Source organism: Micromonospora sp. NBC_01740 (assembly GCF_035920365.1).
GTDB classification, from domain to species: domain Bacteria; phylum Actinomycetota; class Actinomycetes; order Mycobacteriales; family Micromonosporaceae; genus Micromonospora; species Micromonospora reichwaldensis.
Genome location: NZ_CP109150.1, coordinates 1,176,444 through 1,195,886, shown reverse-complemented (window position 1 = coordinate 1,195,886; position 19,443 = coordinate 1,176,444). Strand labels below are relative to the sequence as shown.

Genomic DNA, 19,443 nt, shown 5'->3' with positions numbered 1-19,443 from the left:
TTCGGCGATTCGTGGCGTCTCTCATATCGTGCGGGGCAGATTGGACGCCATGACCGAAACCACGCCCGCGCTCCGGCTGGGCACCGCGCACGGGCGGGGCACCCTGCTCGCCGCCGTCCTCGCCTCCGGCATGGTCTTCCTCGACACCACCGTGGTCAACGTGGCGCTGCCCCGCCTCGGTGCGGACCTGGACGCCACCGTCGCCGGTCTCCAGTGGACGGTCAACGGGTACCTGCTGATGCTGGCCGCCTTCGTCCTGCTCGGCGGCGCGCTCGGCGACCGCTTCGGGCGGCGGCGGGTCTTCCTGCTCGGGGTGGTCTGGTTCACGCTAGCGTCGCTGCTCTGCGGCCTGGCCCAGGGCACCGAGTGGCTGATCGCGGCCCGGTTCCTCCAGGGCGCCGGGGGCGCGCTGCTCACCCCCGGCTCGCTGTCGGTGCTCCAGGCCAGCTTCCACCCGGACGACCGGGGTCGCGCCATCGGCGCCTGGTCGGGGCTCTCCGGCGTCTCCACCGCGCTCGGCCCCTTCCTCGGCGGCTGGCTGGTCGACGCGCTCTCCTGGCGGTGGATCTTCTTCCTCAACCTGCCGCTGGCCGTGCTCGTGGTGCTGGCGGCGCTGCGCTGGGTGCCGGAGAGCCGGGACGAGGCCGCGTCCCGCACCGGGGGGCCGGGACGTCACCGCCGCCGGTTCGACGTGGCCGGCGCGCTGCTCGGCGCGCTCGCCCTGGCCGGCGTCACGTACGCGCTGATCGACGCCCCCGTCCGGGGCCTCGACTCGGTGCCGGTGCTCGTCGCCGTGCTGGCGGGCGTGGTCGGCGCGGTTGCCTTCGTGCTGGTCGAGCGGCGCCGGGGGGACGGCGCGATGCTGCCCACCGGCCTGTTCGGCAGCCGGCTCTTCTCGGTGCTGAACGTCTTCACCGTGCTCGTCTACGCGGCGCTCGGCGGCTTCACGTTCTTCCTCGCCGTCTACCTGCAGAACGTGGTCGGCTGGTCGGCGCTGCTCACCGGGGTCGCGCTGCTGCCGATGACGGTGCTGCTGCTGGTCGGCTCGGCGCGGGCGGGCGCGCTGTCGGCGCGGATCGGGCCGCGGCTGCCGCTGACCGTCGGGCCGGTGGTCGCCGCCGCGGGGCTGGTGCTGCTGCGCGGCGTCGGCCCCGGCGCGTCGTACTGGCGGGACGTGCTGCCCGGGGTGGTGCTCTTCGGGATCGGGCTGACGCTGGTGGTGGCGCCGCTGACCGCCTCCGTGCTGGCCGCGGTCGACGACCGGTTCGCGGGCGTGGCGAGCGGCTTCAACAACGCGGCGTCCCGGGCGGGCGGCCTGCTGGCGGTGGCCGCGCTCCCGCTGCTGGTCGGGCTCTCCGGCTCCGGCTACGCGCAGCCGGCCGCGTTGACCAGCGCGTACCGGGGCGCGATGCTCTGGTGCGCCGGCCTGCTGCTGGCCGGGGCGGCGATGGCGGCCCTGCTCATCCACCGCCCACCGAAGCGGTAGGAAGGGCACCCTGCCGCAACCGGATGCCCTTCCTCGCCGCGTCAGGCGCGGGCGCGGTTGACGGCGCTCGTCACGGCCTTCACGGAGGCGGTGACGATGTTCGCGTCGGTGCCGACGCCCCAGACCGTACGGCCGTCGACCTCGCACTCCACATAGGCGGCGGCCTGCGCGTCCCCGCCGGAGGAGAGCGCGTGCTCGTGGTAGTCGAGCACCCGTACCGCCACGCCCACCGACTGGAGCGCGTTGACGTACGCGTCGATCGGGCCGTTGCCGACGGCGGTCAGCGAGCGGGGCTCCGCGCCCAGGCCGACGCGGGCCTCGATCTCGACCTTGCCCTCGGCGGTGCCGATGGCGTAGCCGTCCAGGGCGAGCGCCGGGTCGACCTGGTGGTCGATCAGGTAGTGGGTGGCGAAGATCTCCCACATGGTGCCCGGGTCGACCTCGCCGCCGTCGTGGTCGGTGACCTGCTGCACCACGCCGGAGAACTCGATCTGGAGCCGGCGCGGCAGGTCGAGCTGGTGCTCGCTCTTCATGATGTACGCGACGCCGCCCTTGCCGGACTGCGAGTTGACCCGGATGACCGCCTCGTAGGTGCGGCCCAGGTCCTTCGGGTCGACCGGCAGGTAGGGCACCGCCCAGGTGTGCTGGTCGATCGGCACCCCGGCCGCCGCCGCGTCCTTGGCGAGCGCGTCGAAGCCCTTCTTGATCGCGTCCTGGTGGGAGCCGGAGAAGGCGGTGTAGACGAGGTCGCCCGCGTACGGGTGGCGCTCGTGCACCGGCAGCTGGTTGCAGTACTCGACGGCGCGCCGCACCTCGTCGATGTTCGAGAAGTCGATCATCGGGTCGACGCCCTGGGAGAAGAGGTTCAGCCCCAGCGTCACCAGGTCGACGTTGCCGGTGCGCTCGCCGTTGCCGAACAGGCAGCCCTCGACCCGGTCCGCGCCGGCCAGCAGCCCCAGCTCGGCGGCGGCGACGCCCGTGCCCCGGTCGTTGTGCGGGTGCAGGCTCAACACCAGGCTGTCGCGGCGGGGCAGGTGCCGGTGCATCCACTCGATCGAGTCGGCGTAGACGTTCGGCATGGCCATCTCGACGGTGGCCGGCAGGTTGACGATCAGCTTGCGGTCCGGGGTCGGGTCGATGACCTCGATGACCTTGGTGCAGACCTCCAGCGCGTACTCCAGCTCCGTGCCCGTGTAGGACTCGGGCGAGTACTCGTAGTGGATGTCCGTGTCCGGGGTGTGGATCTCCGCGTACTTGCGGCAGAGCCGCGCGCCCTGGGTGGCGATGTCGGCGATGCCGTCGCGGTCCAGCCCGAAGACCACCCGCCGCTGGAGCGTGGAGGTCGAGTTGTAGAAGTGCACGATCGCCCGCCGCGCGCCGCGCAGCGACTCGAAGGTGCGGTCGATCAGGTGCTCCCGGCACTGGGTGAGCACCTGGATCGTGACGTCCTCCGGGATCAGGTCCTGCTCGATGAGCTGGCGTACGAAGTCGTAGTCCGTCTGGCTGGCCGAGGGGAAGCCGACCTCGATCTCCTTGTAGCCCATCTGCACGAGCAGCTGGAACATCCGGCGCTTGCGCTCCGGCGACATCGGGTCGATCAGCGCCTGGTTGCCGTCGCGCAGGTCCACCGCGCACCAGCGCGGCGCGGCCTCGACGTGCCGGGTCGGCCAGGTGCGGTCGGGCAGGTCGAGCCGGAACTGCTGGTGGTACGGCTGGTAGCGGTGGTACGGCATCCGGCTGGGGCGCTGCCGGGCGATCGGGTCGGTCTCAGCGTCGGCGATGGGTTGAGCCATGACGGAGTGCTCCCTGGAACATGTGGCGTCAGCAATCGGAAGGTGTCGGCCAGGTGCCGGGCGACGGTGCCCGGGCGGTTGCCGATGGGAAGTTTCGGATGTGCTGGACGGCGCGGTTCGACTCCGCGACGAGGTGCCGGCCTTCAGGCCTCGTCGCGGCGACCAAGGAGAAGGTACGCCCGCCACATGACCAGGTAACCCTACGTGGCGGGCCGGGGTGCGGGAAGGCGGGTCCGGACTATGAGACGCACTTCGCAGCCTGGCTGGTCAGCAGGAGTTCGGCCAGGGGAAGCCGGCGGCGCAGGCCGGTCTCGGAGCGCAGCAGGTCCGCCGGGAGGCTGAGCGGGTCGCCGAGCTGCCCGACGGCCGCCACCACGTGCGGTCGTACGCCCGCCGGCAGGTCGAGGTCGGCGGCCAGGCCGGCGTGGTCGAGGTCGTGCAGTTGGCGTACGTGCAGGCCGAGCGCGGTGGCCTGCACGGTGAGGTGGGCGACGGCCTGGCCCAGGTCGTACGCGTGCCCGGCCGATCCGGTCCGGTGCGCGCCGAGCAGCAGGGCGGCGGCGCGCTGCGCCCACCGCTGATCAGCCTCCGGCAGGTTGACCAGGATCCGCTTGAACGTCTCGTCGTCGCGGTGCCCGAGCGCGAACCGCCACGGCTGGGCGTTGCCGGCCGAGGGCGCCCAGCGGGCCGCCTCCAGCAGCGCGGACGCGTCCTCGCGGGACAGCTCCGCCACCGGGTCGAAGGACCGGGGGCTCCAGCGGAACGCGAGCAGCGGGGTGAGGTCGGCCATGGGCCAAGTGTCCCGTAAGGGCGATTCAGCGGTTAAAGGTGGGATGTCCGAATGTGGCGAACGGCACCCGTAACATCACGGACGGTCACGGCGTTCCCGTGCTCGGGCTCGTGGTCGCCTCCGCAGTCGGATCAGGAGCCGCCGTGCCGAGCGGCTCGGCGTCGACCACCGGCCCGGCCAGCTGCACGGTGGCCGGGGCGGGCGCGGGCGTCCCGGCGAGGATCAGCGTGCCGGACGTGGTGTGCACCGCCGTGGGCGTGCCGTCGGCGTCGTAGCAGTAGATCCCCACGTCCAGCGGCGCGTTGATCGACGCCGAGGTGGTCTCCACCGAGTAGCAGGCGCCGGACGCGCCGGGCGGCGGCTCGGCGGGGGAGACGGCGAGCGGGGCCCGGCGGTCGGTCAGCACGTCCAGCCAGTCGGTGAACGGGTGCTGCACCCGGGGGTCGAGCCGGCGGGGCACGGCCTCGTCCCGGTCGCCGAGGCGTACGCAGGTCGCCGGCTCGGGCCGGGCGGCGGACGGCAGGGCGCACTGGAACAGCCCGTCGGCGGTGGCGGCGAACGAGACGTCGGCGGTCCCGCCGAGCGCGCCGCCCGGCACGTCGACCCGCCAGCTCCCGTCGTTCGCGCTGGTCACCAGGATCGTCCGGTCCGGGGACTCCGGGGCGCGCAGCGTGTAGCTGGCGACGAGGTGCCGATCCTGCGCGGCGGCCGCCAGCGCCGCCAGCTCGTCGCGCGCCGCGTCCACCCCCGCCGGCACCGGTGTCGAGGTGGGCGTGGGCCGGGTGGCCGGTTCGTCGGCGGTGCAGGCGACGAGGAGCGCGGGCAGGGCGAGCGCGAGCGGACCGGCCAGGCGTCGAGCCGGGCGCACCGGCGGGCGCGCGGGCTTCGCGGGAGGGCCGGCCGGGCGGAGATGGGCGTGCACGGGGCCATTCTGCGGCCCGGAAACGACGCGTGGGGCCCCTGCCACGCGTGGCGCCCCGGCGTGTCGCGCACCACCCCGCCCCGGGCTGCCGGGCCGGATCGTGGGATCACCTGACCCGGCCGAGTTGCCCGACCGATACCCTGGGTGCGTCTGACACGCGCCGCCGGCCCTGATCCGGCGGCGTCGGCACGCTCAGGGTCGTCGCTGGGAGGGAGTGCACCGTCGTGGCACTCGTGGTGCAGAAGTACGGCGGGTCCTCCGTCGCCAACGCGGAGCGGATCAAGCGGGTGGCCGAGCGCATCGTGGCCGCCCGCAAGGCCGGTGACGACGTCGTCGTGGTGGTCTCCGCCATGGGGGACACGACCGACGAGCTGCTCGACCTGGCCAACCAGGTCAGCCCGTTGCCGCCGGGCCGCGAGCTGGACATGCTGCTCACCGCCGGGGAGCGGATCTCCATGGCGCTGCTCGCCATGGCCATCCACAACCTGGGGTACGAGGCCCGCTCGTTCACCGGCTCGCAGGCGGGCGTGATCACCACGTCGGTGCACGGCCGGGCGCGGATCATCGACGTCACGCCGGGGCGGCTCAAGGGCGCGCTCGACGAGGGCGCGGTGGTCATCGTCGCCGGCTTCCAGGGCGTCTCGCAGGACACCAAGGACGTCACGACGCTGGGCCGGGGCGGTTCCGACACCACCGCCGTGGCGCTCGCCGCCGCGCTGCACGCGGACGTCTGCGAGATCTACACCGACGTGGACGGCGTCTTCACCGCCGACCCGCGGATCGTGCCGAACGCGCGGCACATCACCCAGATCACCTACGAGGAGATGCTGGAGCTGGCCGCCTGCGGCGCCAAGATCCTGCACCTGCGCAGCGTGGAGTACGCCCGCCGGGCGGGCTTGCCGATCCACGTCCGTTCGTCATACTCGACCAACACCGGCACGATGGTCACCGGATCGATGGAGGACCTTCCCGTGGAGCAGGCACTGATCACCGGGGTCGCGCACGACCGCAGCGAAGCCAAGATCACGATCGTGGGGGTGCCCGACGAGCCGGGCGCCGCCGCGCGGATCTTCGACACCGTGGCCGGCGCCGAGATCAACCTCGACATGATCGTGCAGAACGTGTCCACCGAGGGCACGGGCCGCACGGACATCTCCTTCACGCTGCCCAAGGCCGACGGCCCGACGGCCATGGCCGCCCTGAGCAAGATCCAGGAGTCGGTCAAGTTCAAGGGCCTGCTCTACGACGACCACGTCGGCAAGGTCTCGCTGATCGGGGCCGGCATGCGCTCGCACCCCGGCGTCGCGGCCGGCTTCTTCGCCGCCCTCGGCTCGGCCGGGGTGAACATCGAGATGATCTCCACCTCGGAGATCCGGGTCTCCGTGGTCTGCCGCGACACCGACCTGGACGCCGCCGTACGCGCCATCCACGAGGCCTTCGACCTCGGCGGCGACACCGAGGCCGTCGTCTACGCGGGAACGGGACGGTAGCCACCGTGTCGCCGCTGCCCACCCTGGCCGTGGTCGGGGCGACCGGTGCCGTCGGCACGGTGATGTGCGAGCTGCTCAGCGGCCGCAAGAACGTCTGGGGCGAGATCCGGCTGCTCGCCTCCGAGCGCTCGGTCGGGCGGCGGCTGCGGTGCCGGGGCGAGGAGCTGACCGTCCAGGCGCTGACCCCGGAGGCGTTCGACGGCGTCGACGTGGCGATGTTCGACGTCCCGGACGAGGTCTCGGCGCGGTGGGCCCCGATCGCGGTCGGCCACGGGGCCGTCGCGGTGGACAACTCCGGCGCCTTCCGGATGGACCGCGACGTCCCGCTGGTGGTGCCGGAGATCAACCCCGAGCAGGTACGCAACCGGCCGAAGGGGATCATCGCCAACGCCAACTGCACCACGCTGGCGATGATCATCGCGATCGCCCCGCTGCACCGCGAGTACGGGCTGCGCGAACTCGTGCTCGCCTCCTACCAGGCGGCCTCCGGCGCCGGCCAGAACGGCGTGGACACCCTGCACGCCCAGCTCACCAAGATCGCGGGGGACCGGGTGCTCGGCTCCCGCCCCGGCGACGTACGCCAGGCGGTCGGCGACGACGTGGGCCCGTTCCCCGCGCCGCTGGCGCTCAACGTGGTGCCCTGGGCGGGTTCCCTGGCCGACGCGGGATGGTCGTCCGAGGAGATGAAGCTGCGCAACGAGTCGCGCAAGATCCTCGGGTTGCCCGACCTGAAGGTCTCCGCCACCTGCGTACGGGTGCCGGTGGTGACCGGCCACTCCGTCGCGGTGCACGCGGTCTTCGCCACCGAGGTGGACGCCGAGGGCGCCCGCGAGGTGCTGCGGAACGCGCCCGGGGTGATCCTGGTCGACGACCCGGCCGCGGGCGAGTTCCCGATGCCGATCGACGCGGTCGGCACCGACCCGTCCTGGGTGGGCCGGATCCGCCGCGCCGTCGACGACCCCCGCGCCCTGGACTTCTTCGTCACCGGCGACAACCTCCGCAAGGGCGCCGCCCTGAACACGGCCCAGATAGCCGAACTCCTCGCCAAGGAACTCACCCCCCGCTGAGCCACCCCCGGCACGTCTCACGGCGGCGTGCCGAGGCGCTGCCCGCGCGACGCTCCGAGTCGCTGCCGTGCGGGGACGAGTCCCATACGCGGGGTGCGACCACGGCGAGCATCGGAAGACCCCGCGCGTGCGGGGACGAGATCTCCTTGGACGTGATCGCGTCGTGAAGACGCGGAAGACCGCTGCGCCGGCGTTGTCGCTGGCGCCCGGCAGTTCCTACCCGGCCACGACCAGCGTGCAATCCACGACCGGATCACCGCTCAATGGGGCAACACCATGGCTTCATTCGCTGGTTCGACACCACCTACGGCCAGCCCGCCTTGCCGGCGCAGTCCTAACCCTTCCCGACGGCGGCTCGTTCGCCTCGGGCGTCGGGGCCGTCCAGGTCCTCAAAGCGTGGGAATCTATGCAGTCCCAACTGTTGGTAGTCGCGAGCGCGATGCATCACCCCGATACTGTCCTATAGGGAGCGATGTCATGAGGACGACAACCTCCCATCGGGCGCCACGTCAGGCGTTCGGTTATGGGGGAGGGAGTGCGAGGCGTTCGTGGTGGGCACGCCCGCTATCAGCGAGAAGATCGCCGCCGTCGTGGCTGAGAATGCGCGAACGTTCGTCGCGGCGCGCGCCTTCCCTGCACGGGGACTGCGGACTGCAGCGTCTCCTGCGCCGCAGACGGCTTTGCGCCCGGAAGGCATCACTGCCCAGCGTGGACCCGGCGATGCCGAACGGGGCCGCTGATTGTGGCGTATCCGCTATCGGTGAACGCCGACTCGGCCCGCCCGCAGGTCCTCAAGCGCGTCGGTGTGCTGTTGGTGGCTCAGCGGCGGCAGGGCGGACAACGCGAAGAAGCGCAGCTCCTGGGTTTCACTGTCGCCCTCGGTCAGCTGGCCTCCGGCGACGGAGCAGCGGAAGAACACCGTAATCGGCTGCGTGACGTCGCCATTCGGGTAGACATGGCGGTACTTGGTGCACACACCCAGCAGGCCGTCAATCTGCACCTGCAGTCCGGTCTCTTCGGCGACTTCCCGCACCGCCGCCTCCTCGGCCGACTCGCCGAGCTCCATGGCGCCACCCGGTAGCCCCCAGCAGCCGTCGTCACTGCGACGTTGCAGCAGCACCTGGCCGTCATGCAGCACACACGCGCCCGCGAAGTTCAGGAAGATCGGGGCTTGGCCGACCTGCTGTCGCAACCATCCGATGTAGTCCGGCAACTGCAGTCCCTCATCGTTCCAAGATCCTCAGTGGGATCCTGACCTTACCGCCCACCATACGGAAGGACCACGCCATGGAACGCGACACGATCTCGCAAGGCCAAGCCGTCGGGTTTGAAGCGGCCATTGACGTCCTCGCTCAATTGATCGGCATCGCCAGCACCAAAGCCGACGAGGCAGAATCGCAGCAGAATGCCGCAGCTGCACGGCAGTGGACTAGCCGCCGGGACGAGTGGGCGGCGCGGCGGCGCACACTGCGGCCACGCGACACCGAACAGGTTCAGGACATCCTCGACCGCGACGGTGCCACGCTGCGGGAACTCCTCGGAAGCAGGGGGCAGTGACACAACCGGACCGCTTGCGATTCTTCCCGGCGGCGCGGGCCGTGGCCAGGGCGGTCTGCGCGGTGGCCAGCTCGCTGCGGAACCGTTCAAGGTCGGCGGCCTGCCGTAAGTGCGCAGAAGCCTCGGTACCGCGGCACCGCGCGCATACTTGCCGTCATGCCTTACTCGGAGTACGACGTCCATCAATGGTCTGAGGCGATCGCGAACCTGCACGCCAACACCGAGCATGACCCCGCCGACGGCCGCCAGGCGTACGAGGCGATCGCCAACGTCTGGTCCGCCTACGGCTACCAAGACGCACCGACCGAAGTCATCAAGATGCTGGTAAACGCCTGCGAGATCGGCTACATGGCCGCGCTCAACGACCTCCGTGATGGCGACCTCGACGCTCAGATCCAGATGTGGCGACCCGACCTGACCGAGCAGTAAGTCCCCGAGCGTCACCAACTATTGAGCGGGCACCGACATCGGCGCCCGCTCGATCCACATCAAGATCATCCTTAGCGTTACTTATCGCTCCGATGTTCCTTCTGCCGCGTATTGCATCTGATGCGAACTCGCGACACTTTGCGTGTCCGCTTCGCCGCGCGATCGCAGGGCTTTGACCAGGGCATACGCGACCTCTTGAGAGTCGGATTCCACCGTAGCGGACGTGATTCCCGCCGATTTCCGCCGTCCCACTTCGATGACTTGACCAGCCCAAACGCGGCTGCGGTCGCATCTGATGCGAGATCCACGCGTTGGATGCGAGTGACGGAGGGTGGTTTCGGATGGGGTTCAACGGACCAATGCCGGGCGCGGCGCGGCTGCATGTGGTCGACGGCGTGCCGTTGCTGCGGCCGGCCGAGCAGGTGTTCGACGCGATGCTCGACGGGTGGCGCAACCAGCAACTGGCGCGCAACCTCGCGGCGAGCACGGTCGAGGGCAGGCGGGCCACGGTCCGCGCGTTCGCCGCGGCGGCCAACGCGTTCCCGTGGCAGTGGATGCCGCAGATGCTCGACGAGTGGCTCGGTGATCTGCGCTCGATCCGGCACGTCAAGCGGACCACGATCCGCTCCTATCAGGACGCGGTGCGCTCGTTCTGCCAGTACGTCACCGACCCGGCCTACGACTGGACGCAGCAGTGCGAGGCCCGGTTCGGGTCGCACCCGATCCAAGTGGTCCACGAGTGGAACACCGCGGTGCACGCCCAGGAGAACGAGGCCGACGCCGCGAAGCGGGCGTTCACCCTCCGCGAGCTGCACACCTTCTTCTCCTACTGCGACGACCAGGTGGACCGCATCCGTAGCTTCGGCCGCAAGGGCTGGCTGCCGGCGTTCCGCGACGCGACCCTGTTCAAGACCGCGTACGCCTACGGGCTGCGCCGCAACGAAACCCGGATGCTGGATGCGACCGACTTCGGCCGCAACCCCCGCGGGACGGAGTTCGGCGAGTACGGCGTCTGCTACGTCCGGCACGGCAAGGCCAAGAAGGGCTCGCCGCCGAAACGGCGCAGCGTACTGACGGTCTTCGGCTGGACGACCGACGTGCTCGACGAGTGGTTCAGCGAGGGCAGGCCGCTGTTCGGCGTCGACGGCAACCCGGCGGCGTGGCCGTCCGAACGTGGCCATCGGGTCGGCAACCAGCGGCTGAACTCCCGGTTCGTCGTCTACCGCGATGCCCTCGGCCTCGACGCGGGCCTGGACTTCCACTCGTTCCGCCGCTCCTACGTCACCCACCTCATCGAGGCCGGCCACGACGCCCGGTTCGTGCAGGAGCAGGTCGGCCACGAACACGCCTCCACCACCTCGATCTACACCTGCGTCTCCTCGGACTACCGCACCAGCACCCTGCGCCGTCACCTGGACGCCACGACCGCGGCCGCGCTCGCCACCCAGACCGGGAGGAAGGCATGAAACGCAAGGTCAGCTACGACTGGCGGTTGCGCGAGGTGATGGCCCAGCACAAGATCTTCACCGCCACCGAACTGGTGCCGCTGCTACACGAGCGCGGCATCGACCTGTCCGCCTCGCAGGTCCACCGGCTGGTCTCCGGCACCCCCGAACGGCTGTCGCTGCAGGTGCTGTCCGCGTTCTGCGACATCCTCGGCTGCACCCCCGCCGAGCTGATCACCACCAGCGCCCAGAACGCCGGCGTCCGCAAGACCGCCACCGGCGACCTGCCCGCCCCGCCCACCGGTGGAAAGTTCCGGCCCCGGCCGGCCCTGATCCTGCCTGACGAATGAGCCCCGCCTACACCACCGCCGAGCAGTACGAACGCTGGCACAAGCGTGACTGCGCCCGTTGCGGCCGGCACGGCTGCTTCGCTGGCCGCTGGCCTGACGGGCACGTCTGTCGCACCTGCCACGATCGGGCTCTCCGCCAGCACGGCCGTTGCCCTGGCTGCGGCACCGACCGGATCCTGCCCGGCCTGCGCCCGGACGACGGCGCCGCGATCTGTCCGGACTGCGCCGGGTTCACCATGTCCTACGCCTGCTCCCGCTGCGGCCACGAAGGCAAGCTGCACGGCGGCCGCCGCTGCACCCGCTGCACCCTCGCCGACCGGATCGCCGAATTACTCGACGACGACACCGGCCGCATCCACCCACGCCTGGTTCCACTCGCCGAGCAACTGCGCGGCATGGACAAGCCGCTCTCCGGGCTGACCTGGCTGTCCGCCAGCCGCGGCGCGGCGGCCGACCTGCTCCGCGGCCTGGCCCGTGAGGAGATCCCACTGGCCCACGAAGCGTTCCGGACGCTGCAGCCCTGGCGCGCGGCCGCGCACCTGCGCGAACTGCTCATGGCCTGCGGCCTGCTACCTGCCGTCGACAAGCAGATCCTGCTGTTCGAGCGATGGCTCCACGAGCACCTCGCCGGCGTCGTCGAAGCCGAGCACGCCCAGATTCTGCGCCGGTTCGCGACCTGGCACGTCCTGCCCCAGCTCCGGACTCGCGCCGAGGTCCGCCCGATCAGCCCGGCCGGGCGCCGCTACGCCGGCGAGCAGGTCCTCCAGGCCACCGCACTGCTCGGCTGGCTCGCCAGCCACGGCCGCCAGCTCGCCGACTGCACTCAGGCTGATGTCGATGCTTGGTCCGTCGAGCAGGCCAACAGCAACCGCGTCAACGTCCGGGCGTTCTTGCAGTGGTCAGCCAAGGCCCGACTGACTCGCCGTTTCGAGCTGCCCGCCGCGCAAAGCCCCGGCGGCGCCCCGATGCCCGAGCGCGACCGCACCGCGCTGCTCGGCCACGTCCTCGCCGACGACAGCTCACCGCTGCGCAGCCGGGTCGCCGCCGTGATCCTGCTGCTCTACGCCCAGCCGCTCAGCCGGACCACCCAGCTCACCATCGACGACGTCATCCGCAACGGCGACCAAGTTCTGCTGCGGCTCGGTGACCCGCCATCACCGGCGCCCGGGCCGGTTGCCGCTCTGCTGCTCGAGTACCTCGGCCAGCGCAGCAATATGGCCACCGCCACGAACCGCGAATCCCGCTGGCTCTTCCCCGGCCGCCGCGCCGGCCAGCCACTCCGCTCCGACACACTGTCCGCGCTGGTCCACGACCTCGGCATCCCCGCGACCGCCGCCCGCGCCGCGGCGATCCGCCAGCACGTCCTCGACCTGCCCGCTCCGATCGTCGCCGCTGCGCTCCGCTACCACCAGGTCACAACCGCACGCCTTGCCGCCGAGGCTGGCACTACCTGGTCCAGTTACGCCGCCGGCGCCAACGGCAGGTAGGGCAGGAAACCGTAGTCAGCACCGGCCTTGCGTGACGATCAGGCGAGCTGATACTCCCAACCTTGGGCTTGCCACTCGAAATCGGCCGCGACCAGTTCCCGCACGGTCAGGCCGGTGGTTACGTGTTCCAGCGCCCGGTACGTCGCGAGGTGCCCGATCAGCATGACGCGTCGTCCAGTCCACCTGGACGGCAGATCGGCGAGGAACCCGACCACCCGCGCGATCGCCTGCTCATGACTTTCGCCGCCGGGATAGGGACGATCGCAGTAGTCGAGGCGGTCCTTCTTGACCTCGGCCCCAGGTGAGCCGTTGCGGGTGCCGAAGTCACACTCGCGCAGCCGCCAGTCATAGAGGATCGGAATGTCGGTGTCGCCGAACGCGATCTCCGCAGTCTCCGCCGCGCGGCGCAAGTCCGAGGTGAACACCGCGGCGATGCCGTCATCGCGTCGACGTCGGCCCATGTCGGCGGCGTTGGCTCGGCCCTGCTCGCAAAGGCGCCCGGGAAGCCAACCAGTGGCGATGCCACGCTCGTTGTCCTCGCTCAGCGCATGGGTCTCGAACACGATCTCGATCGGCATCACGCGAGGCTACAGGGAACGCTCCAAGCTCCGACTCGTAGCACACGGTGACCATTGGTCTTACCCACGCCGGGAACACACGACAGTTCAATAGGCGGTCTCACCAGTATCACCCGCCGGTCCACCGAGGGTGAGCCCCAATGCGACGGTGCCCGCCAGCCGCGGACGCGCACGAAATTCTTGCTGGACTCCACGTACGGCGCGCCGTACGTGGAGTCCAGCAAGAGCGGTTAGAACGGCGAGATCAGCTCGATGGCGGTGCGCGCCGCTTCTTGCGCACCTTCGCTTACGCCCAGGCTGACTCCGGCCGTGCCGGCGGCGGCGATCGGAGTGAGCCAGGTGCGAAGGATCGTCGCGGCCCGCCGGATCGGCCCGGGCCGCGGTTCGTCCCGGACGATCTCGGCGAGGATCTCGTTGCTGGCCGCGTCGACGTCTTCCCGGGCTTCCTCGGACAGGCCCATGGCCGAAACCTGTTGCAGCACCTCGGTCAGCGCCTTGGCGAGCGCCTCGTACCCCGGGGCGACCTGTTCGACCCGGTTGTTGTTCTGAGTCACCGACTCGTTGTTCCAGGCGATCTGCGCCCCGTTCGCGCTGCTGTGGTTGAACACGGGGCCGTTGTATGTCGAGGTCGACGTCGAGACCGTGGGCTCTTGACGGCGCAGGTAGGCGGACACGTTGGCGCTCCAATCGGCGACGCAGTCCATGCCATCCGGGGTGATGTCGGCCCGCAGCGGGCCGGTGTGGCCGAACGCGCCGGGGCCTTTGATCAGTTCCCGCTTCGCGAGGTATTGGGCAGCCAGCTCGATCTCCTTCTTGGTGAACGCGCTGCCCTCGAAGGTCGCCTCGGGAGCCGAGATGAACCCGCTCGGGAGGGGCATGTGGACCCCGGCGATGTGCTGGCGGTACATCCACCGCAGCAGTTCGTTACGGGCGGCGGCAGCGCGCAGCGCCGGATCTTCCCGGCGCCGGCGGCGCTTCTGCACGTAAGTCAGCCCGTCTGGAGTCAGCATGATGCTCGGATTCCCGAACGTGGACGCGGACCGAGCCAGGCCGCTGGCTACACAGATGTCCACCAGCGTGAAGCCGGTGTCGAGGTCGAGAGCACGTTCTTCCGCGAATGGCGTGACCGGGACATCGCTCATGGTGTCGCCGCCGGCCTGGTCATAGGCCCAGTCGAGTAGCGCGTCCCGCGTCGCTACGGTGTCGTCCATGATCTTCCTTGTCGGTGAGGTGTGGGCAGCCGGGGAGAACTCCCCCGGAAGCTACCGGCAGGCCGTTAAAGGCACGCAATGACGGCAGGCTTCATTTTTGTCTGCCATGATGTGGCCCGTTGGGCAGGCCCGGCGTCCTGTCTAACGGAGCATGCCCAAGTCAAACACGAAGATCTACGCAGTCCCATGCCCGGTCTCACTAGCTGAATCCTTTCTGTAGCTATTGATGTTCTAGGTGGCCGACAGCAATCCCGGCCGCGTCGGTGAGTTGACCGGGTGGTCGTGTTGCCCGGCGAAGCGCCGACTGTTTGCAGGGTGGGCTTCTGTGGTTTCTCCCTGCCAGCTCGGAAATTTGAGGCTTTCGTCGGGCACGAGCACCCAGGCTGCCTCTGAGGTGTTCTTGGTCTGTGGCACGGTGATTCGCAAGTACCGTTCGTGTCTGGCTGCCGATTGGTGCTTTGTCACGTCTTGATACAGCGGATCCGATATCGCCACCGCCATGCTGGCACTCGGGGATTCCGAGAGCGCCTGGCTTAACGGTGGTGCATCGACAAGTTGGCTGACGGTGTTGGCCGCATGGCCGGTGAAGCCGTGGGTCATGTCGGAGGTGACGACTCCTTCGTGCACTGCCACTCGCAGACGCAGCCGTGCCTTGTCTGCGGCGTAGCGGTTGTGCTCGCGCAACTGCCGGTTCAAGGCGGCCAGCAGCTGATTGAACACGGTGTGCTGTGGCGTCCCCGCCGGCAGGATTGCGAGTTCGCCGTCGCCGCTGGCCCGCCGTAGCCAGCGGTTGCTGTCCAAACCGGCTTCGGCTGCTGCCTCACCGATAATCAGACGGACTTTCTGTCGCCAGTGCGATTGCAGGCTTGAAGCCGCCTTGGCGAAACCCTCGACATCACAGGCCAGCAGCATTCGACGCACCGGCGACAGTATCGGCAGCGACGCGGTAAGGCTGGTTGTCGAGTCATCCGAGTACAGCGCCAGCGCTGCAGAGAGGCCAGGAAGACGCCGCGCCGCGACGTCGTATGCCGTCGAAGCTGTCAGCGACCGCCAGAGCCGTTGTAGCGACCGGCGGCTCAGTTCGCAATCGTCGGCACGGGCACGGCGCGAGCGCCGCGCCACATCGGCGACGCGTTCCCAATCACCGCTGCTGTACGCCAACAATAGTAGGAGATTGCGTTCGCCGTTACCTGAGCTAATGGTGTCTTTGCACTGCGCGAGCAATAGCGGGTCGACCGGTTCTCCACAGCGAAAAACGTCCCACCCGGCGTCAGCGGCGGTGTCCCTGCCCAGTAGGGATGCGGCCGTTTGGGCAGGAGCAGCGGCGGGAACGACCAACACCGCCGGTGGCCACTCGCTGCAAGGGTCAATGAACGAGGCGGTTAGCCGCTCTGCCAATGCCCTTGGCAACCCGTGTCCCGGAGACAAGGAGTGGATTCCCGGTGGGCTGGGCGGCACGTTGTGGCGGGAGAGCGGACCGATGGGTTCAGCTGTCTGGTCGTCTTGTGGCTGGACTGTGGCCGTCTCCGTTGCCTCTCGACGCGCTTGGTCGAGGATCCGCTGTGCTTCGGCCCGTAGGCCGTCGGCTTCCTGCTGCGCCTTCTTGACGATTGCAGCGGCTTCCTGCAGCGCTCTGTCGCGGTAGTGCTCGACGTCGGCTTGGGCGGCGGCGTGGGCCGCCACAGGAAGCGAGCTGCTGGGTGCGAAGGTGTCCGCCACGGTGCCCTTGAGTAGTGACGAGCAAACCAGCGATTGCCACTCAACTTCCCAAGCGCCGATTCTGATTTGCCCGTCGAGGGTGCTCCTGCTGGTGCTGCCGAACGCGCCCATTTTCGGGCGTGGTGCCGGCGCCGTGTTCGCGGGGGTGGTGCTGGCGATCGGCGCGGCCGCCTTGCGGCGGCGCACCCGATCTATGATGTCCTCGCGACGGCGGTCCAGTTCACCGTTACTGAGCCGCTCGTGGGTCATCGTATCGACGATGTCGATCATGTCGGCCAGCTCGCCGAAGAACTCGTCGCTCTCCACCGGGTCGCGGTTGAAGTCGCCGTGGTTCATCGGTTCTCCTCCCTCGGCCTCTGCCCGGCGGATGGGCCGGATCTTCTTCGGTCGTACTCCTTGACGTGTAGCCGCAATCGGTCGCGAGCCAGCTTGAAGTTCTGCCGGATTGTCGACTCGCTCTTGCGTAGCTCGTCGGAGATCTCCTTCATGCTCAGCCCGGCGAGGAAGCGGCTGAGCACCGCGTACTGGGTTGGTGGCAGCTCGGCGAGCAGTTGGGTCACCCATTGCTCGCCTTCCAGCTGGTCGAACTCGGGGGCCTCGTCCGTCCCATCAGGTAGCTGATCGCTCGGTGCGGGGAAGCATCGGTCGTCGCCGCGATCTCGGCGGATCTTGAGGATGGCCCAGGTGACTGCGCGTCGTGCGTACGCGACCGGGTGACGAATATCGGTCCATCGCCCGTACATGTCGGCCATGACGGTGCCGAGTGCCTCGTCCGCGTCGTGGTGGCTCCTGCCCCACACGGTGGCGAACGACAGCAGCGGCGCGTACATCGTGTTGAAGAACTCCCTGAACTCTTCGTCGACCAAGGACTGGGGCGAGGGCGGCCGGTGTTCGGTGCGTGGCTCCGGCGCCGCAGGGGCCAGTCCTTTCTCCGCTTGGACCACCGGCGGCCCTCCGATCTCGTCGACTTTGACGTCTGATTGCCTGCTGGGCCTGGACCGGGCCTGTCGGCGGGAAGCCGCCCGTCCGGCCCCTATGTGGTAGGACCGGACGGACGGTGCCGCGTGAAGTCCGCGACCAAGATTTTTTCCGGGGCTAGCGGTCGGCCATCACGATCACGGTCACCGCGATCGTCGCCGCGCGGACGGCGGGGTTGGACAACAGGCAGCCCTTCCGGTAGTCACTGCCGTGCTCGCGCTCGTAGACAAGGACCAGCCCCTCGACGTCGTGGCCAAGGGGCACCGTGCGGATCGGGGTGACCTACTCCGCCTGGCCGGTGGTGAACCGGACGACGGTGAGGACGAGCAGGACGGTGCCGGCGAAGGCGCCGCCGCCGGTGAGGACGGCGGTGGGTGGGTTGAGGCCGCCGGCCCAGGCGAGCAGTCCGGCGGTGGCGCCGACGAGGGCGGCGGTCAGAGTGGCGATCGCAAGCCAGAGGCCGCGGACGGCGGGGTTGGACAACAGACAGCCCTTCCGGTAGTCACTGCCGTGCTCGAACAGCACGCTCGTAGACAAGGACCAGTTCGGGGACGCCGTGTGAACAACCGCTGCTCAAAGCACTAGCAGGGTTGCTGGCGGGGTCGGTCGGGGCCGTCGGTTCGTGATGCCTGGGTGTGATCCGGTGAAGGTCCAGGGCCTGAGCCGGGGGCGGTGGGGTTCTTGGTTCGGGCTGCCCGAACGGTGGTGGTTCCGCGCCGACTCAGGTGGGTCACTATGCGGTACAGAGGCCGTCCGAGAGCCGGTGGCAAGCCGACCCGGACCGCAGCGCCGGCCACGGCGCGAGGACCGGAAGCGGCGCGGCAGCACCTCCTTCCCTGACCGTGCCCACTGTCCTACCGGGCAGACTCCGGTTCAGCTGTCGGCGCGGGTCTGTGCACCGCCGATGCTGCGGACCGTGTCGACGCCGCCGTCGGCACGGCGGTGGTGGCGGTAGGGAACGCGGTGGCCGCGACCGCTGCGGCGTCGGCCGGCCGAGAGTCGGGCACGGTGTCCTGGTCGACGTGGGGCAGTGGGGTGAGTTTGCTCCACACGAGTTGGGCCAGGCCGTCACGGAACGCCTCGTTGCCGTGGAGTTCGGTGAGGCGCTCGACGTCGGCAGGGTCGTCGAGCTGACCGATGGCCGTGGTCATCGCGGTGGTGAAGGCGGCGGCGAAGGCCGCTTCGTCGCCGGATCGAGCGGCGGTCTGAACGTGGTCGACGCGCACGGCCTGCCTGGTGCAGGCGTCGAGCAGGGCCCGGTCCGCCTGAGTGGTGGCCGCGACGATGGCGGCCGGCGTCATCGGGCTCACCGGCTGCGGTTGGTCCGGCTCGACGTCACGCTGCGGGGGCGCGGTGGAGGCCGCCGGCGCCGGTGGCAAGGCAGCGCGCACGACCTGGTGCACGGCCTGCCCGGCGGCGCTGTAGAGGGCGTGGCGCCAGTCCGGCTCGTCGCACCGAAGCATGACGGCCACGGCCATCTCCGTGCTGCCGGGGTCGGCCAGCGCGTGGCTGAGCGCGGTGTCGAAGGCGGCGGCAAAGGTGGGCAGATCGGTGGTGCGTGCGGCCTGCTGGACGGCTCTGTCGCCGGCGACGTTCTGTACCCGGCGTTCGAGCCAGCTCTGTTCGTCGGGGGTCAGGCCCTCGCGCAGGTCGGCTGGCATCCAGTCGGTGACCGTGACCGGCACGGCCGGCGGCACGCTCGGCGTGGGTGGCGGTGGGGCCGCCATGAGGTCGATGACGGCGTTGATGGCGCGGAGCCGGCGGCGGGTGTCCAGCAGTTCGGCCCGGCGCGGGAAGGGCTGGTCGAGTTGCTCGACGGCCCGGTCGATCTCGTCCTGTTGCTGCGCGATGCGCGCCTGCACGGTGTCCCGGGTGCTGTCGAGGTCGGTGAGCTGGTTCTCCAGACGGCGGACCAGGCCGGTGGGGTCACCCTCGATCGCGGCGGTGAGGCTGATCGTGGTGGAGGAGTCTGGGATTCCGTGGAATTTCAGGGCGACGAGCAGGCCGTCGCGGCCGGTCCAGAACACCGCGTCGACGCGGAAGCCGCCGAACTCTGCCACGCCGTCGGCTTCACGCTGGTCGGTGGAGGCGAGGCCCTGCGAGTGGGCGGTCAGGGCGTGTTGCAGGGCCCGGCCGGCCTC

Annotated in this window: 19 protein-coding genes; 8 read left to right on the top strand and 11 right to left on the bottom strand. The window is 70.0% G+C overall.

All coding sequences use genetic code 11. The features are described from left to right. The first annotated feature begins 49 nt into the window (after positions 1–49). Positions 50–1,486 (top strand): MFS transporter, encoded by a 1,437-nt coding sequence (locus OG989_RS05715; RefSeq protein ID WP_327029903.1) that lies wholly within the window; start codon positions 50–52, stop codon positions 1,484–1,486. A gap of 41 nt (positions 1,487–1,527) precedes the next feature. On the opposite strand, the gene leuA is transcribed toward OG989_RS05715, so the two are convergent. The 3 genes from leuA to OG989_RS05700 all read right to left on the bottom strand — a co-directional run bounded on the left by leuA (position 1,528) and on the right by OG989_RS05700 (position 4,991). After that, positions 1,528–3,279, bottom strand: coding sequence for a 2-isopropylmalate synthase (gene leuA / locus OG989_RS05710; RefSeq protein ID WP_151453567.1), 1,752 nt, complete (start codon positions 3,277–3,279; stop codon positions 1,528–1,530). Between the two features lie 238 nt (positions 3,280–3,517). Beyond that, positions 3,518–4,069, bottom strand: coding sequence for a nitroreductase family protein (locus tag OG989_RS05705; protein WP_151453568.1), 552 nt, complete (start codon positions 4,067–4,069; stop codon positions 3,518–3,520). Between the two features lie 85 nt (positions 4,070–4,154). Continuing rightward, entirely contained in the window at positions 4,155–4,991 is an 837-nt protein-coding gene (locus tag OG989_RS05700) for a hypothetical protein (protein ID WP_327029902.1), read from the bottom strand. A 224-nt stretch (positions 4,992–5,215) separates the two neighbouring features. On the opposite strand from OG989_RS05700, the gene OG989_RS05695 reads away from it, so the two are divergent. Next, positions 5,216–6,481, top strand: a complete 1,266-nt coding sequence (locus tag OG989_RS05695; RefSeq protein ID WP_327029901.1) for an aspartate kinase — start codon at positions 5,216–5,218, stop codon at positions 6,479–6,481. A gap of 5 nt (positions 6,482–6,486) precedes the next feature. Further along, complete coding sequence (locus OG989_RS05690; protein WP_327029900.1) at positions 6,487–7,548, top strand: aspartate-semialdehyde dehydrogenase; 1,062 nt, start codon at positions 6,487–6,489, stop codon at positions 7,546–7,548. Positions 7,549–8,302: 754 nt separating this feature from the next. Here OG989_RS05690 and OG989_RS05685 read toward each other — a convergent pair. Beyond that, on the bottom strand, positions 8,303–8,761 hold the full coding sequence (locus OG989_RS05685; RefSeq protein ID WP_327029899.1) for an NUDIX hydrolase: 459 nt from the start codon (positions 8,759–8,761) through the stop codon (positions 8,303–8,305). Between the two features lie 74 nt (positions 8,762–8,835). Here OG989_RS05685 and OG989_RS05680 point away from each other — a divergent pair, with 74 nt between their 5' ends. The 5 genes from OG989_RS05680 (at position 8,836) to OG989_RS05660 (ending at position 12,816) form a co-directional block, all read left to right on the top strand. After that, positions 8,836–9,105, top strand: a complete 270-nt coding sequence (locus OG989_RS05680; RefSeq protein WP_327029898.1) for a hypothetical protein — start codon at positions 8,836–8,838, stop codon at positions 9,103–9,105. A 156-nt stretch (positions 9,106–9,261) separates the two neighbouring features. Further along, entirely contained in the window at positions 9,262–9,534 is a 273-nt protein-coding gene (locus OG989_RS05675) for a hypothetical protein (RefSeq protein ID WP_327029897.1), read from the top strand. A gap of 341 nt (positions 9,535–9,875) precedes the next feature. Further along, positions 9,876–11,000, top strand: a complete 1,125-nt coding sequence (locus tag OG989_RS05670) for a tyrosine-type recombinase/integrase (protein WP_327029896.1) — start codon at positions 9,876–9,878, stop codon at positions 10,998–11,000. Next, on the top strand, positions 10,997–11,329 hold the full coding sequence (locus tag OG989_RS05665; RefSeq protein WP_327029895.1) for a helix-turn-helix domain-containing protein: 333 nt from the start codon (positions 10,997–10,999) through the stop codon (positions 11,327–11,329). The genes OG989_RS05670 and OG989_RS05665 overlap by 4 nt, the downstream gene beginning before the upstream one ends. Then, on the top strand, positions 11,326–12,816 hold the full coding sequence (locus OG989_RS05660; protein ID WP_327029894.1) for a hypothetical protein: 1,491 nt from the start codon (positions 11,326–11,328) through the stop codon (positions 12,814–12,816). Before OG989_RS05665 ends, OG989_RS05660 begins: the two co-directional genes overlap by 4 nt. Positions 12,817–12,854: 38 nt before the next feature. Here the strand turns inward: OG989_RS05660 and OG989_RS05655 are convergent, their stop codons facing one another. The 7 genes from OG989_RS05655 to OG989_RS05625 all read right to left on the bottom strand — a co-directional run bounded on the left by OG989_RS05655 (position 12,855) and on the right by OG989_RS05625 (position 19,362). Then, positions 12,855–13,394, bottom strand: coding sequence for a histidine phosphatase family protein (locus tag OG989_RS05655; RefSeq protein WP_327029893.1), 540 nt, complete (start codon positions 13,392–13,394; stop codon positions 12,855–12,857). Positions 13,395–13,624: 230 nt separating this feature from the next. Then, positions 13,625–14,605, bottom strand: coding sequence for a hypothetical protein (locus tag OG989_RS05650; protein WP_327029892.1), 981 nt, complete (start codon positions 14,603–14,605; stop codon positions 13,625–13,627). 231 nt (positions 14,606–14,836) lie between these two features. After that, positions 14,837–16,660: a hypothetical protein gene (locus tag OG989_RS05645; protein ID WP_327029891.1), complete on the bottom strand. Its 1,824-nt coding sequence runs from the start codon at positions 16,658–16,660 to the stop codon at positions 14,837–14,839. Continuing rightward, positions 16,657–17,190 carry an RNA polymerase sigma factor gene (locus OG989_RS05640; protein ID WP_327029890.1) on the bottom strand — a complete coding sequence of 178 codons (534 nt, stop codon included), beginning with the start codon at positions 17,188–17,190 and terminating at the stop codon, positions 16,657–16,659. Before OG989_RS05640 ends, OG989_RS05645 begins: the two co-directional genes overlap by 4 nt. Before the next feature lie 229 nt (positions 17,191–17,419). Then, positions 17,420–17,566: a hypothetical protein gene (locus tag OG989_RS05635; protein WP_327029889.1), complete on the bottom strand. Its 147-nt coding sequence runs from the start codon at positions 17,564–17,566 to the stop codon at positions 17,420–17,422. Between the two features lie 18 nt (positions 17,567–17,584). Next, positions 17,585–17,827 carry a hypothetical protein gene (locus OG989_RS05630; protein ID WP_327029888.1) on the bottom strand — a complete coding sequence of 81 codons (243 nt, stop codon included), beginning with the start codon at positions 17,825–17,827 and terminating at the stop codon, positions 17,585–17,587. Between the two features lie 329 nt (positions 17,828–18,156). After that, on the bottom strand, positions 18,157–19,362 hold the full coding sequence (locus OG989_RS05625) for a hypothetical protein (protein ID WP_327029887.1): 1,206 nt from the start codon (positions 19,360–19,362) through the stop codon (positions 18,157–18,159). Between the last annotated feature and the right edge of the window lie 81 nt (positions 19,363–19,443).